Genomic DNA, 14,538 nt, shown 5'->3' on the forward strand with positions numbered 1-14,538 from the left:
AGCGACCGGGCGCTCCTCCTCAGGAAGAGGTGTCCTCGAGTCCTTCCAGGCTGTCCATGAACGAGCTGACGGAGAACACCGCCCGGCCGGGACCGGCCGGGCCGTACCCGGGCGGGGAACTCAGGCCGTACTCCTCGAGCGTCGCCCGGTACGTCTCCAGCAGCCGAATGTGGTACTCGAGCGGAGCCCCCAGGGGGTTGGCCTTGCCCAGCGGGGTCGTGGGCTCCGGGCACCAGGTGGTGAAGCGCGGTACGACGCCGTTCGACATGAAGAACCGCAGGCCCTCGGCGGTCGAATCGATCGCCTCGCTCACCTTGGTGAAGCCGAAGGGCTCGGCCATCTCGATGCCCGCCACGAAGTTGGGGATCACATGGCGGGGCCCGAACACCTCGGCGGAGTCCAGGATTCTGCGGTGCCACTCGTCGCGGCCGACGTAACGCTCCTTGCCCGGGCAGTGGAGCTGGAACAGCCGGCGGTCCCACACCTCGAAGTTGGGGTGGTAGATCCGGATGCCGTAGTCGTGGAAGCGCTGGACGTCGTCGCGGGGGAGCGCCTGGGCGACGACCTTGCCGATCCAGCGGCCCGGGAAGCGCTCCTCGATGGCCTTCGCGTAGTGGCCGTAGAAATCGGCCTCGTCACGGCCGCCGACCTGGGACGTGATCGAGCCGCCCGTCAGGGTGTAGGCCCGTGAGGTCCCCGCGGTGTCGTACCGGTCGATGATCTCCAGGGCCTCCAGGACCTCCTCGACCGGCTTCACCCCGGTGTACGGCCGCCCCGCCGCCTTGTGCTGGCGCCAGTTGTGGTTGATGTCGCAGAACTGGCACTCCTCCTTGGCGCCGAAGTACTGACACACCCGGAAGACCGTCAGATAGATGAGATAGCCCCACTGGATGGTCGGCGCGACCTCCATCACCGACTTGCCGTTCGACAGCTTGTGCCGGTAGTACTCCGGCATCGGCGGCAGGCCGACGTCGGCGATCCGCACACCGTCCAGATAGAGCCCGAGCACGCCGTCCTCGCCGCCCCGTACGACGTAGGGGGAGTCCGGGTTCACACGTACGGACACGACGGTGCGGCGCAGTTCGTACGGGCCGCCGGTGAGCACGATCTCCTCGGGCGGCCGGTTGAGCGCGGCGGCACCGAGCTCCGGCAGCGTGCGGTGGTCGAAGGAGAAGATGAAGTACGACTTCGGCTTGACGTCGCCGGCGGCCCCGTCCGAGGTGCCACTGAGCGCCGACTCGTCGAAGGCCATGCCACCCCGGAGGAGATCTTCCTTGATCACGGCTTCCCGGGGCACGTGCGGGAAGCGCTCCATCAGGCCCTCGACCAGTGCGGTACGGCTGAGGCTCTCCATGTGCTGCTCCATCCCTGTGACTCCATGAGGGTCCCTCGAAGCCTAACCCCGTGTAAGTGACACGCCTGGAGCCGGGGTGTGACACGACCGGTGGACCCGCGGATCTGGTAATCCGGGGGCCCGCGGCCCAAGCTGGGGGCCGTGGAGAACAGCAGCGAGGTACCGGACGTCTTCGATCCGCGGATCTACGCCCACGGACTGCCGCACGAGGCGTTCCGCACCCTGCGCGACAGGCATCCCGTCGCCTGGCAGCAGGAGTACGAGGTACTCGGCTGGCCACCCGGGCCCGGGTTCTGGGCCGTCACACGGCACGCCGACGTGGTGGGGGTGCTCAAGGACTCCACGGACTACTCCTCGCATCTCGGCGCCACCCAGATCCGCGACCCCGACCCGGCGGATCTGCCCTTCATCCGGCGGATGATGCTCAATCAGGACCCACCGGACCACGGGCGCCTGCGGCGGCTCGTCAGCCGGGCCTTCACACCCGGGCGCATCGGGCGGTTCGCCGAGACCGCGCGGGCGCGGGCCCGCGAGCTGCTGAAGGCCGCCGTCGACGCGGGCCCCGAGGTCGATCTCGTACGGGCCGTGACCGACGACTACGCGCTGCTCAACCTGACCGATCTCCTCGGCGTCCCCGCCGGCGACCGCGGTCTGCTGCTCACCTGGACCGAGCGGGTGATCGCCTACCAGGACCCGGACGAGCCGCCCGTCCTCGACGAGCGGGGCCGACCGGTCAACCCCCGCTCACCCGCCATGCTCGCCGAGATGTTCGGCTACGCCCGGGAACTCGCCGCGTACAAGCGGAAGAACCCCGCGGACGACGTCATGACCGCGCTCGCCACCTCCGAACTCCTCCCCGCCGAACTGGAGATGTTCTTCTTCCTGCTCACCGTCGCCGGCAACGACACCGTCCGCAGCGCCGCCCCCGGCGGGCTGCTCGCCCTCGCCGAACACCCCGGCGAACGACAGCGGCTGTGGAACGGGACGGTCGCCGTGGACCGCGCCGTCGAGGAGCTCCTGCGGTGGCACCCGCCCGTGCTCTCCTTCCGGCGCACAGCGGCCCGCGACACCGTGCTCGCCGGCCGGCCCGTCGCCGCCGGAGACAAGGTCGTCGTCTTCCACGCCTCCGCCAACCACGACGAACGGGTCTTCACCGACCCCCACCGGCTCGACCTGGACCGGACCCCGAACCCTCACGTGTCCTTCGGGGAAGGACCGCACATCTGCCTCGGCGCCCACTTCGCCCGGCTGCAACTGCGCGTGCTGCACGAGGAGGTGCGGGAGGCGCTGCCCGCCCTCACCCTCGCCGGCCGGCCCCGGCGGCTCGTCTCCAACTTCATCAACGGCATCAAGTCGCTGCCGGTTCGGCTGCGGTAGCGGGGGGCGAGGTCCGCGCCGCCCGCGTGACATCGGAGACCAGCTCCACGACATCGGGGCCGTACGCCTGCGAGTTGACCACCTTGAGGAGCAGGACGAAGGGGCCCGCGCCGTGCGTCCGCGCCAGCTTCTCGTGGTGCCGCGCCAGATAGCGGGTCGCCGCCTGGTTGGTGATCGCGGACTGGCCGCAGAAGAGGAACACCGGCCGGCCGCCCTCGCCCCCGGTGAGCCGGGCGAGGACGACGTACTCGGTGACCCCGTGCACCCCCCTGTAGACCTCGCCGTCGACCGTGAACATGCCCCGGTCCGCCGCCGGCTCCGGCTCCACGTTCATCGTCAGGCCCGGCAGCAGGGAGGAGAGATGGGCGGCCATGCGGCGATTCGAGTACGGGCCGCCGATGCAGAACTCCGTACGGTCCCCGAGCCCTTGCCGGGCGGGGTCGTGCTGCACGATGTGCGCCCGCGCCCCGCAGTCCTTGATCAGCGCCGAGAGTTCGAGCAGCGCGGACACGTCGACGTTGTGCACCGCCGCCCCGTCGCTGCCCGCCTTGCGGTTCATCACCAGCAGGCACTCGGAGCCGGAGAGAAGCCCGAAGAAGGCCTGCTTGCGCCGGAGCCGGCGCCTCCAGAGATACGTCCGGGTCAACCAGCCCAGCGAGGCGCTGACCCCGGTCGCGAGGACTCCCAGCACGACATTGCGCAGGTCTTCATTCATGGGCGCGCATGCTAGCGGGGGAGCGGCCCTGTGTTCGAGGCGGTCCTGACGGGGAGGGTGGGGGGAAGTTACGCTGCGCGGACGGTCGTTGACTGGAGGTAGGGATGCGTCGTTCCGTGCTGCGGAATGGGTCGGTTCTCGTCGTCGCCGCGACGTGGCTCTCGGTGGGGGCCGCGGCTCCACCGACGCCGACCCCGCCCCCGGCCCCGGTGAAGGAACCCGTCGCCGTCGGCTACGGCGGTGCCGTCGCCAGTGTCGATGCCGACGCCTCCGCCGCCGGGATCGAGGTGCTCCGCAAGGGCGGCAACGCCGTCGACGCCGCCGTCGCGGTGGCCGCGGCCCTCGGCGTCACCGAGCCGTACTCCGCCGGCATCGGCGGGGGCGGCTACTTCGCCCACTACGACGCGAAGACGCGCACCGTGCACACGATCGACGGCCGCGAGACCGCGCCCGCGTCGGCGAACGCCGGCCTCTTCGTGGAGAACGGCAAGCCCATCCCGTTCGAGGAGGGCATGACCAGCGGCCGGGGCGTCGGCACCCCCGGCACCCCGGCGACCTGGGAGGCCGCTCTCGACGCCTGGGGCAGCAAGCCGCTGCGCTCCCTGCTCGAACCGGCCGGGCGCCTCGCCCGCGAGGGATTCACCGTCGACGCCACCTTCCGCGCCCAGACGGCCGCCAACGAGGCCCGCTTCCGGGACTTCCCCGCCTCCTCCGAGCTCTTCCTGCCGGGCGGCCAACTCCCGGTGGTGGGCTCGGTCTTCAAGAACCCCGACCTGGCCCGTACGTACGACAAGCTGGGCCGGGAAGGCGTCGGCGCGCTCTACCGAGGCCCGTTGGCCCGGGACATCGTCGACACCGTCCGCAAGCCGCCCGTACGGAACGGCGCGACCCGGGTGGTCCGCTCCGGCGACCTGACGGAGCGTGACCTCGCGGCGTACGAGACGCTGAACAGAAAGCCCACGAAGCTCTCCTACCGCGGCCTCGACGTCTACGGCATGGCTCCCTCGTCCTCGGGCGGTACGACCGTCGGCGAGGCGCTCAACATCCTGGAGGGGACCGACCTCTCCACCACCTCGCAGACCGCCTATCTGCACCGCTTCATCGAGGCGAGCCGGATCGCCTTCGCCGACCGGGGACGCTGGGTCGGCGACCCGGCCTTCGAGGACGTGCCCACACGCGAGCTGCTCTCGCAGCGGTACGCCGACTCCCGGGCGTGCCTGATCCGCGACGACGCCGCGCTGACCAGCCCGCTCGCGCCGGGGGACCCACGTGACCCGGCGGCCTGCGCGAGCGGCGGGACGGCGGCGCCGACCACGTACGAGGGCGAGAACACCACGCATCTGACGGTCGCCGACAAGTGGGGCAACGTCGTCGCGTACACGCTCACGATCGAGTCGACGGGCGGCAGCGGGATCACCGTTCCCGGCCGCGGGTTCCTGCTGAACAACGAGCTGACCGACTTCTCCTTCGCCCCGGCGAACCCGGCCGTCCACGACCCGAACCTGCCGGGCCCGGGGAAGCGGCCCCGCTCCTCGATGTCCCCGACGATCGTGCTCGACCACGGCCGACCGGTGCTCGCCCTGGGCTCCCCGGGCGGTGCCACCATCATCACCACCGTGCTCCAGACGCTGACCGGGGTCGTGGACCGCGGCCTGCCGCTCGTCGACGCCATCGCGGCCCCGCGCGCCAGTCAGCGCAACCAGGCGACGACCGAGCTGGAACCGGGCCTGTGGAACAGCCCGTTGCGCGCCGAGCTCGAGGCGATCGGCCACGGCTTCCGGCAGAACCCGGAGATCGGTGCGGCGACGGGCGTCCAGCGGCTGCCGGACGGCCGGTGGGTGGCCGCGGCGGAGACCGTACGCCGCGGTGGCGGCTCGGCGATGGTGGTCCGGCCGGCGCGGTAGCGCCCCGCGACGGGCGCGCCGGCAATCGGCGCGCCCGTCCGGCCGGGGTCCGGCCCCGCGTCGCGACCGGAATCGGCGCGCCGGTCGGCCGGGGTCCGGCCTCGCAATCGCGCCGGGAATCGGCGGCCCGTCCGGCCGGGGTCCGGCATCGCGTCTACAGCGCTGTGAGGATCCTCGGGCCGTCGTCGGTGATCGCGACCGTGTGTTCCGCGTGGGCCGCGCGGGAGCCGTCCATGGTGTGGACCGTCCAGCCGTCCCGCGCCGTGTAGTGCTCGTCCCCGCCCCCGCCGATCAGCATCGGCTCGATCGCGATGACCATCCCGTGGCGCAGCGGCATCCCGCGGCCCGGGCGCCCTTCGTTGGGGACGCCCGGGTCCTCGTGCATCGTGCGGCCGATCCCGTGGCCGCCGAAGCCGTCCGGGATGCCGTAGCCGGCGCCCCGGCAGACGCGGCCGATCGCGTGCGCGATGTCGCCGATGCGGTTGCCGACGACGGCCGCGCCGATGCCGGCCTCCAGGGCGGCGTACGCCGTGTCGACCAGCCGGGTGTCCCCGGGGCGGGCCCGGCCGACCGTGAAGCTGATCGCGGAGTCGCCCACCCAGCCGCCGAGGATCGCCCCGCAGTCGACGGAGACGAGGTCCCCGTCGGCGAGGCGACGGTCGCCCGGGATGCCGTGCACGATCGCGTCGTTCACCGAGACGCACACGACGGCGGGGAAGGGCACCGGCGCCCAGTCGGGGTGGTAGTCGAGGAAGGGCGATCCCGCCCCCGCCGCGGCCAGGACCTCCCGGGCCGTCCGGTCCAGTTCCCTGAGGCTGACGCCCGGCGCCGCCTTCCTCCGTACGGCCGCCAGCGCCTCGGCGACCACCCGTCCCGCGACCCGCATGGCCTGCAGGGACTCGTTCGTCTTGATCTCCACCATGCCAATTACTATACCGGTATTAGAATGGGGGCATGGTGCGCACACCCCTGACCCCAGAAGAACGCGAGCGCGGCGAACGGCTCGGCCTCCTCCTGCGCGAGGCCCGCGGTGGCCGTTCCATGGTCGAGATCGCCGCGGCCGCCGGACTCTCCGCCGAGACGCTCCGCAAGATCGAGACCGGCCGGGCCCCGACCCCCGCCTTCTTCACCGTGGCGGCGCTCGCGGGGGTCCTGGACCTCTCCATGGACGAGATCGTCACGCGCTGCGCGCCGGTCCCCGTCTGAGCGGGGCTCAGACGGACACGGCCAGCAGCACCCGGCTGTGGCGCGGTCGCTCGATCTCGTCGAGGAGGGCGCGCGCGAAGTCCGCGTGCGCGATCCGGCCCGGCCCGTCGAGCACCGCGCCGACCGCCGTCCGATAGCCCCCGGTCACCGGCGCCTCCTGGTTCAGGTCGAGCGGGGGAACCACCATCAGCCAGTCCAGTGCCGGGCCCGCCTCCGTCGTGAGCAGCTCGAACTCCGCGACATGCCCCTGCGAGAACGCCCGGAATTCCGCGGGGAATTCGGGCGCGTCCATCACTCGCAACCCCGGCGAGACCTCCAGCGTGGACCCGATGCCCACCGCGAGCAGGCGCCCCACGCCCGCCTCCGTGAGCCCTGCGAGCAGCGCCTTCGCCGCCGAGGTGAAGTACTCCTCCGAGGGCATGTCGAGGCGTGCCGAGGCGTTGACGGCCGCTGTGTGGCCCGCGGCGAGGGCCGCCACCGACGCCGGATCGGTGACGTCTCCCCGTACCACCCTGACCGAATCCCCTTCCAGATCACGGTACTTGGCGGGGTCGCGCACCACAGCGGTCACCCGGTGGCCGCGGGCCACCGCCTCCGTCACGGCCGCCCGGCCGACCCGTCCGCCGGCGCCGAAGATGATGATGTCGTTCGTGTCGTCGCTCATGGCAGGACCGTAGGACGGGGGTGCCTGGTTACTTCAACGGTACTGGGCTAGCGTCGGACGCATGACCGAGCGTGAAGCCCGTCCGCTGCGCCCCGACATGTTCCGCGACCCCGACTGCTCCGACCGTGCCCAGCCGTTCCGCGTCGGCGGCAAGTGGACCGCCATGGTGCTGCGTTGCCTGGAGGACGGCCGGCCGCGGCGCTTCTCGGAGTTGCGCGTCCCGCTGCACTGGATCACCCCCAAGGTGCTCACCGAGACCCTGCGCGCCATGGAGCGCGACGGCTTCCTCCTCCGTGTCGTCCACGAGGAGAACCCGCCGCGGGTCGAGTACACGCTGACCGCCCTGGGGCGCTCGCTGCTCGGGCCGCTCGACACCACCTGTGCGTGGGCCCGCGCGCACGTACCGGAGGTCACCGAGGCCAGGGCGGCGTACGAGGGCGGGTAGCCGACCCGGCCGGGCCCCTGCGTAGTCTCGCCCGCATGATGACCGAGGAACTGCGGCGCGGCCGCTACGTCAGCCTGACCACCTTCCGCAGGAACGGAAGCGGGGTGGCGACACCGGTCTGGTACGCGGTGGCGGGCGACGAACTGTACGCGTGGACCCGCACCGACTCCTGGAAGGTCAAGCGGCTGCGCAACGACCCCCGGGTCGTGGTCGCGGTCTGCGACGTACGGGGCAGGGTCGAGGAGGGGGCCGCGAGGGTGGAGGGCACCGCCCGCCTCCTGGAGGGGGAGGAGCTCCGCCGGGTGCGGAAGCTGCTCTCCCGCAAGTACACCTGGCAGTTCTGGGTCGTCGACTGGCCGGCCATGATCGCCCGGCTAGGCAAGCGACCTCACACCGGGATCGCCGTGACGTTCTGACGGACGGGCCCTGCCCGAAAACAGTCTGTAGCCGTCCCGTAACACGACTGGGGTCGAATACCTGCGGACCGGAGGGTTCCAGTCGAGTACGCGGGTGGTGCGGGCGATATGGCGTTGTATCAACTCTCGGTGGAGGTCGGCGCCTTCGCGCGCTTCCTCAGAGACCTGGCGGCGCGTCTGGAGCCGGGCGAAGGCTGGTACGGGGTCTTCGCGACCCGGGACCCGGAGGGCCTGCGGTCCTGCTTCGACGGGGCCGAGATCCTGCCCTGGGACGTCGTCGCGTCACTGCTCCAGGACCTGGGGGAGGCCGATGGCGGACCGCAGACGGCCAGGGCCAGGGCGCTGCACGCGGCGGCCGCCGCGGCCCACGACCGGCTGCCGGGCGGGGCGGAGGCGCTGCGCGAGCGCCTGGAGGCGATGGAACGGGAGCGGCACCATGCCCAGTCCCGCTCCCACGACCTGGACGCCCGGCTGCGCGCGGCCCCGGGCTCCCCGGACGCCGCCCGGCTGAGCGGCGAACTCGCCTGGGCCCAGGACGACCTCAGCCGTGCGACGGCCCGCATCGCGGAGCTGACGGCGCGTCTCGCGGCGCTCGGCGGTGACCGAGAACCTGCTCCGCCCCCTCCACCCCCTTCCCCCGCCCCCGCGGTCAAGCGGCGGCCCAGGGGTGCCCGATACGCGTGGATGGACGAGGTCGAGGAGGCCCAGGAGGCCGTCCCCGTGCCGGAACTGCCCGTGGCGGGGGCGGCTCCGCGCGGCGCCCGGTTCGGCGGCGCCGAGGCTCCCGCCACCCCCGTGACCCGCGCCGCCCCGCGGGAGGTCGCCGAGGAGGCGGCCCGTGCCGCCGGGAACGCGGTGTACGCGCTCCAGCGGCTGCGCTCCCAGGGGCGCAGCGGCGAGGCGCACGCGCTGCTCTGCGAGGCCGTCGCCGGGCCGCCGGCCTGGCTCCCAGCCCTCGCGACCGAACTGCACCGCGTCGGCCTCGGCGCCGACTGGGCCACCCTGCTCTGGGAGGCGGCCTCGCTCCCGCCCGGGCGGCTGGCCGCCGTCGCCGGAGCGCTCGCCGACGCGGGCCGGCCCGAGGACTGCGACCAGCTGCTGCGCCAGGGCGTCGCCCGCCCGGTGGAGGAGCTGGCGGGTGCCTGCGCCGCTTTGCGGGCCGAGGATCACCAGCGCGAGGCGCACGCCCTGCTCACCGCCTTCGTCCGGGTCCGCACCCCGGAGGACGCCGCCCGGCTCGCGGCGGCCGACCCGCACGGCCTCGTCCCCCAACTCCTCGCCGCGGCCCGCGCGGTGTCCCCGGCCCGCGAACGCGACCTGGTCCACGCCCTGCGCGTCGCCGGCCTGGCGGGAGTCTGAGGCGCCGGGGACCACCCCGGGCCGGAAGGGGTCAGCGCACGCTTCTCCCGCCCTCACGCGCCTGCCACTCGCGCCCGATCCCCCTGATGAGCGCGGGATACACCCCCAGGTAGCGGAACGGCTTGATGAAGGCCATGTACACGGCGCCGAGCACGCCGTTCGACTTCACCAGGACCGCCATCTGGCCGCGGTAGCCGCCGGCCCCGTCGGGGACCCAGCTGATGTGCATCACCCCGTGCACGGTCTTGTTGCCCATCTCGGCGACCCACTCGTCGTGCGTCTGGTAGACGGAGGTGAACGGAACCTCCTGGAGGTCGGGCCCGCGCAGGCCCTCCCGGAGGTCCGCGGGAAGCCGGTCGCGCAGCGAGGCCACCCGGGTCCCGACGCCGGAGCCCGCCTTGTCCAGGCCCAGCAGCTTCCCGAGCTTCCAGCGGAGGGCGAAGAGCAGCCGCGGACCGGGGGACGAGAGCGCCCCCTCGCCGTTGCGCTCTTCCTTGCTCGCGAACTGCTCGACCAGCCGCGCGAGGTCGTCGGGACCGCCGGGGGTGGGCAGGGCCCACACGTCCTCGAGGCGGAAGTCGGGCGCGATCTCGTGGATGCGCCAGGGACGGGAGGTGTGCGCGGTGCTGGGGAGTCTCATGTGCCAAGCCCCTATCTATACGATGCCGTATAGAACGAGGCTAGCACTCGGTTATACGGCACCGTATAGACGGGGTGGGCGTGAGAGGAGACACATCATGGGCGCGACCCGCACGCCGCGCGGTAAGTGGATCGAGGAGGGGCTGCGCGCGCTGGCCGCGGGCGGCCCGGAGGCCGTCCGGATCGAGCCGCTCGCGCAGGCGCTCGGCGTCAGCAAGGGTGGTTTCTACGGGTACTTCCGCAACCGCGGCGCCCTGCTCGACGAGATGCTCGACACCTGGGAGCGCGAGGTCGCCGAGGCGGTGATCGAGCAGGTCGAGAGCGGCGGAGGAGACGGACGGGCCCGTCTCGACCGGCTGTTCACGATCGTCGCGGGCCTCGACGGGCCGGTGACCGGCACGTCGGTCGACCTCGCGATCCGCGACTGGGCCCGCCGCGACGAGTCCGTGGCGGAACGGCTCCGGCGCACCGACAACCGGCGCATGGAGTATCTGCGCTCGCTGTTCAGCGACTTCTGCCCCGACGAGGACGACGTCGAGGTGCGCTGTCTGGTCACCTTCTCGCTGCGCATCGCCACCTACTTGATCGCCGCCGACCACGCGGGCCGGACGCGCGAGGAGGTCATGGAGCTGACCCGGGAGTGGCTCCTGCGGTAGCCGCCCCGGGGCGGTGTCGGTGGCCGCCTCGGGACGGCCTGGGCGACCGGGCCGGGGCGTACCGGCCTGGACCCGTACGTGTCGGTACGTGTCCGACGTGGACCACTCGGGTATGAAACATGATCGACTCCGGCGGTTCACGGCGGTGGTCTTGCTCCGGGATGTGACGGGGCTTACGTTCTCCTCCTACGCACCGCGTCTACGTGCGTAGAGGCTCTCTGACGCCGTGCCGAAGGAGCAGCTCATGACCGACGTCGTACGCGCCGCACTTGTCCAGGCGACCTGGACCGGCGACACCGAATCCATGATCGCCAAGCATGAGGAGTACGCCCGCGAGGCGGCCCGGCAGGGGGCCAAGGTCATCGGATTCCAGGAGGTGTTCAACGCTCCGTACTTCTGCCAGGTGCAGGAGCCCGAGCACTACCGCTGGGCCGAGCCCGTCCCGGACGGGCCGACCGTCACCAGGATGCGTGAGCTGGCCCGCGAGACCGGCATGGTGATCGTCGTCCCCGTCTTCGAGATCGAGGACTCCGGCTTCTACTACAACACCGCCGCCGTCATCGACGCCGACGGCTCCTACCTCGGCAAGTACCGCAAGCACCACATCCCCCAGGTCAAGGGCTTCTGGGAGAAGTACTACTTCCGCCCGGGCAACGCCGGCTGGCCGGTCTTCGACACCGCCGTCGGCAAGGTCGGCGTCTACATCTGCTACGACCGCCACTTCCCCGAAGGATGGCGTCAACTCGGGCTCAACGGCGCCCAGTTGGTGTACAACCCGTCCGCCACCTCGCGCGGCCTCTCCTCCTACCTCTGGCAGCTGGAGCAGCCCGCGGCCGCCGTCGCCAACGAGTACTTCGTCGCCGCCATCAACCGGGTCGGTCAGGAGGAGTACGGCGACAACGACTTCTACGGCACCAGCTACTTCGTCGACCCCCGAGGCCAGTTCGTCGGAGACGTCGCCTCGGACAAGGTGGAGGAGCTCGTCGTCCGCGACCTCGACTTCCGCCTCATCGAGGAGGTCCGGCAGCAGTGGGCCTTCTACCGCGACCGCCGCCCCGACGCGTACGACGGGCTGGTGCAGCCGTGAACAGCCTCTACGACCGCCACCGCGCCGTCATCCCCGACTGGGTCGCCCTCTACTACCAGGACCCCATCGAGATCACCCACGGCGAGGGCCGCCACGTCTGGGACGCCGACGGGAACCGCTACCTCGACTTCTTCGGCGGCATCCTCACCACCATGACCGCCCACGCCGTGCCCGAGGTGACCAAGGCCGTTGCCGAGCAGGCCGGCCGGATCATCCACTCCTCCACGCTCTACCTCAACCGGCCGATGGTCGAGCTCGCCGAGCGGATCGCCGCCCTCTCCGGCATCCCCGACGCCCGGGTCTTCTTCACCACCTCCGGCACCGAGGCCAACGACACGGCCCTGCTGCTCGCCACCGCGTACCGCCGCTCCAACCAGATCCTCGCGATGCGCAACAGCTACCACGGCCGCTCCTTCTCCACCGTCGGCATCACCGGCAACCGCGCCTGGTCCCCGACGACCCTCTCCCCGCTCCAGACCCTGTACGTGCACGGGGGCGTCCGCACCCGCGGCCCGTACGCGCAGTACAGCGACGAACGGTTCATCGACGCCTGCGTGGCGGACCTCGAAGACCTCCTCGGTCACACCCGGGACGTCGCCGCGCTCATCGCCGAACCCATCCAGGGCGTCGGCGGCTTCACCTCCCCGCCCGACGGCCTCTACGCAGCCTTCCGCCGCGTCCTGGACCGGCACGGCATCCTGTGGATCTCCGACGAGGTGCAGACCGGCTGGGGTCGTACAGGCGACCACTTCTGGGGCTGGGAGGCGCACGACCAGGCGGGCCCGCCCGACATCCTCACCTTCGCCAAGGGCATCGGCAACGGCATGTCGGTCGGCGGAGTCGTCGCGCGCGCCGAGATCATGAACTGTCTGGACGCCAACTCGATCTCCACCTTCGGTGGTTCGCCGATCACCATGGCCGCAGGCCTCGCCAACCTCGGGTACCTCCTGGAACACGACCTCCAGGGCAACGCCCGCCGCGTCGGCGGCCTGCTGATCGAGCGGCTGCGAGCCGCGGGCGCGGGCGTCGAGGCGGTACGGGAGGTCCGCGGCCGTGGCCTGATGATCGGCATCGAGCTGACCCGGCCCGGCACCGACGAGGCCGACCCCGCGGCCGCCGCGGCCGTCCTGGAGGCCGCCCGTGAGAACGGACTGCTCATCGGCAAGGGCGGCGGCCACAACACCAGCTCCCTGCGGATCGCCCCACCGCTCTCCCTCACCGTGGCCGAGGCCGAAGAGGGTGCCGACATTCTCGAACAGGCCCTCCGCGCCCTGTAGTTCACCGCCTTCAGCCAGGGGGACACCCGTGAGCACCCGAACCCTCATCCGCGGCGGCCTCGTCGTCACCGCGGCCGACGAGATCCACGCCGACGTCCTGATCGAGGACGGCAGGATCGCCGCGCTCGCCGCGCACGGCTCCGCCGCCGCCGCCCACTGGACCGCCGAGCGCACCATCGACGCCACCGACCGCTACGTCATCCCGGGAGGCGTCGACGCGCACACCCACATGGAGCTGCCGTTCGGCGGCACCTTCGCCTCCGACACCTTCGAGACCGGGACCCGGGCCGCCGCCTGGGGCGGCACCACCACCATCGTCGACTTCGCCGTCCAGACCGTCGGCCACACGCTGCGCGAAGGACTCGACGCCTGGTACGCCAAGGCCGACGGCAACTGCGCCATCGACTACGGCTTCCACATGATCCTCTCCGACGTCAACGAGCACACGCTCAAGGAGATGGACAAGCTGGTCCAGGAAGGGGTCACCTCCTTCAAGCTCTTCATGGCCTACCCCGGCGTCTTCTACAGCGACGACGGCCAGATCCTGCGGGCCATGCAGCGGGGCGCCGCCAACGGCGGGCTGATCATGATGCACGCCGAGAACGGCATCGCGATCGACGTCCTGGTCGAGCAGGCCCTGGCCCGCGGCGAGACCGACCCCCGGTATCACGGCGAGGTCCGCAAGGTCCTGCTGGAGGCCGAGGCCACCCACCGCGCCATCCAGCTCGCCCGGGTCGCCGGGGCACCGCTCTACGTCGTCCACGTCTCCGCGGACGAGGCGGTGCGGGAACTCGCCGCCGCCCGCGACATGGGGCTCCCCGTCTTCGGCGAGACCTGTCCCCAGTACCTCTTCCTCTCCACCGACAACCTCGCCGAGCCGGGCTTCGAAGGCGCGAAGTACGTCTGCTCCACGCCCCTGCGGCCGAAGGAGCACCATGAGGCGCTCTGGCGCGGGCTGCGCACCAACGACCTCCAGGTGGTCTCCACCGACCACTGCCCGTTCTGCTTCACCGGCCAGAAGGACCTCGGAGTCGGGGACTTCTCGAAGATTCCCAACGGCCTGCCGGGCGTGGAGAACCGTATGGACCTGCTCCACCAGGCCGTCGTCGACGGCCACATCAGCCGCCGCCGCTGGATCGAGATCGCCTGCGCCACCCCGGCCCGGATGTTCGGCCTGTACCCGCAGAAGGGCACCATCGCGCCCGGCGCCGACGCCGACGTCGTCATCTACGACCCGCACATCCGCCAGACCCTCTCGGTGGACACCCACCACATGAACGTCGACTACTCCGCGTACGAGGGGAGGACCGTCACCGGCCAGGTCGAGACGGTGCTCTCCCGCGGCGAAGTCGTCATCGACCACCGGAAGTTCACCGGCCGTGCCGGACACGGCGTGTTCACCCCCCGATCCACCTGCCAGTACCTGAACTAGGAGAACG

Annotated in this window: 15 protein-coding genes; 10 read left to right on the forward strand and 5 right to left on the reverse strand. The window is 71.8% G+C overall.

The annotated features are described in order from the left end of the window. Positions 1-19: 19 nt before the first annotated feature. The gene (locus ABZ939_RS20735; RefSeq protein ID WP_361857119.1) at positions 20-1,354 is read right to left on the reverse strand and encodes a radical SAM protein; all 1,335 of its coding nucleotides are present in this window, start codon (positions 1,352-1,354) and stop codon (positions 20-22) included. 141 nt (positions 1,355-1,495) lie between these two features. On the opposite strand from ABZ939_RS20735, the gene ABZ939_RS20740 reads away from it, so the two are divergent. Next, on the forward strand, positions 1,496-2,731 hold the full coding sequence (locus tag ABZ939_RS20740) for a cytochrome P450 (RefSeq protein ID WP_361856928.1): 1,236 nt from the start codon (positions 1,496-1,498) through the stop codon (positions 2,729-2,731). Here ABZ939_RS20740 and ABZ939_RS20745 read toward each other — a convergent pair. Then, positions 2,703-3,446 carry a hypothetical protein gene (locus ABZ939_RS20745; RefSeq protein ID WP_361856931.1) on the reverse strand — a complete coding sequence of 248 codons (744 nt, stop codon included), beginning with the start codon at positions 3,444-3,446 and terminating at the stop codon, positions 2,703-2,705. The two genes, ABZ939_RS20740 and ABZ939_RS20745, sit on opposite strands and share 29 nt — an antisense overlap. A gap of 104 nt (positions 3,447-3,550) precedes the next feature. Here ABZ939_RS20745 and ggt point away from each other — a divergent pair, with 104 nt between their 5' ends. Then, the gene (ggt, locus tag ABZ939_RS20750; protein WP_361856933.1) at positions 3,551-5,350 is read left to right on the forward strand and encodes a gamma-glutamyltransferase; all 1,800 of its coding nucleotides are present in this window, start codon (positions 3,551-3,553) and stop codon (positions 5,348-5,350) included. Positions 5,351-5,504: 154 nt separating this feature from the next. Here the strand turns inward: ggt and map are convergent, their stop codons facing one another. Continuing rightward, the gene (gene map, locus ABZ939_RS20755; protein ID WP_361856936.1) at positions 5,505-6,272 is read right to left on the reverse strand and encodes a type I methionyl aminopeptidase; all 768 of its coding nucleotides are present in this window, start codon (positions 6,270-6,272) and stop codon (positions 5,505-5,507) included. 32 nt (positions 6,273-6,304) lie between these two features. On the opposite strand from map, the gene ABZ939_RS20760 reads away from it, so the two are divergent. Next, complete coding sequence (locus tag ABZ939_RS20760) at positions 6,305-6,556, forward strand: helix-turn-helix transcriptional regulator (protein WP_361856939.1); 252 nt, start codon at positions 6,305-6,307, stop codon at positions 6,554-6,556. 7 nt (positions 6,557-6,563) lie between these two features. Here the strand turns inward: ABZ939_RS20760 and ABZ939_RS20765 are convergent, their stop codons facing one another. Beyond that, positions 6,564-7,220: an NAD(P)H-binding protein gene (locus ABZ939_RS20765; RefSeq protein WP_361856942.1), complete on the reverse strand. Its 657-nt coding sequence runs from the start codon at positions 7,218-7,220 to the stop codon at positions 6,564-6,566. A gap of 61 nt (positions 7,221-7,281) precedes the next feature. Between ABZ939_RS20765 and ABZ939_RS20770 the strand changes: the two genes are divergently transcribed. From ABZ939_RS20770 to ABZ939_RS20780, 3 genes are all read left to right on the forward strand, one after another. Further along, the gene (locus ABZ939_RS20770; protein ID WP_361856945.1) at positions 7,282-7,665 is read left to right on the forward strand and encodes a helix-turn-helix domain-containing protein; all 384 of its coding nucleotides are present in this window, start codon (positions 7,282-7,284) and stop codon (positions 7,663-7,665) included. 35 nt (positions 7,666-7,700) lie between these two features. Then, complete coding sequence (locus ABZ939_RS20775) at positions 7,701-8,081, forward strand: PPOX class F420-dependent oxidoreductase (RefSeq protein ID WP_361856948.1); 381 nt, start codon at positions 7,701-7,703, stop codon at positions 8,079-8,081. Positions 8,082-8,189: 108 nt separating this feature from the next. Then, on the forward strand, positions 8,190-9,440 hold the full coding sequence (locus tag ABZ939_RS20780) for a UL36 very large tegument protein (RefSeq protein ID WP_361856950.1): 1,251 nt from the start codon (positions 8,190-8,192) through the stop codon (positions 9,438-9,440). Between the two features lie 31 nt (positions 9,441-9,471). On the opposite strand, the gene ABZ939_RS20785 is transcribed toward ABZ939_RS20780, so the two are convergent. Continuing rightward, positions 9,472-10,080 (reverse strand): DUF2867 domain-containing protein, encoded by a 609-nt coding sequence (locus ABZ939_RS20785; RefSeq protein ID WP_361856953.1) that lies wholly within the window; start codon positions 10,078-10,080, stop codon positions 9,472-9,474. Positions 10,081-10,177: 97 nt separating this feature from the next. Between ABZ939_RS20785 and ABZ939_RS20790 the strand changes: the two genes are divergently transcribed. The 4 genes from ABZ939_RS20790 to hydA all read left to right on the forward strand — a co-directional run bounded on the left by ABZ939_RS20790 (position 10,178) and on the right by hydA (position 14,531). Then, positions 10,178-10,735, forward strand: a complete 558-nt coding sequence (locus ABZ939_RS20790) for a TetR/AcrR family transcriptional regulator (protein WP_361856955.1) — start codon at positions 10,178-10,180, stop codon at positions 10,733-10,735. Between the two features lie 244 nt (positions 10,736-10,979). Beyond that, positions 10,980-11,822: a nitrilase-related carbon-nitrogen hydrolase gene (locus ABZ939_RS20795; protein ID WP_361856958.1), complete on the forward strand. Its 843-nt coding sequence runs from the start codon at positions 10,980-10,982 to the stop codon at positions 11,820-11,822. After that, the gene (locus tag ABZ939_RS20800) at positions 11,819-13,099 is read left to right on the forward strand and encodes an aspartate aminotransferase family protein (RefSeq protein ID WP_361856961.1); all 1,281 of its coding nucleotides are present in this window, start codon (positions 11,819-11,821) and stop codon (positions 13,097-13,099) included. Before ABZ939_RS20795 ends, ABZ939_RS20800 begins: the two co-directional genes overlap by 4 nt. 28 nt (positions 13,100-13,127) lie before the next feature. Then, positions 13,128-14,531 (forward strand): dihydropyrimidinase, encoded by a 1,404-nt coding sequence (gene hydA / locus ABZ939_RS20805; RefSeq protein ID WP_361856964.1) that lies wholly within the window; start codon positions 13,128-13,130, stop codon positions 14,529-14,531. Positions 14,532-14,538: the final 7 nt, after the last annotated feature.

It is taken from the genome of Streptomyces sp. NPDC046712, assembly GCF_040645695.1.
Lineage (GTDB): Bacteria > Actinomycetota > Actinomycetes > Streptomycetales > Streptomycetaceae > Streptomyces.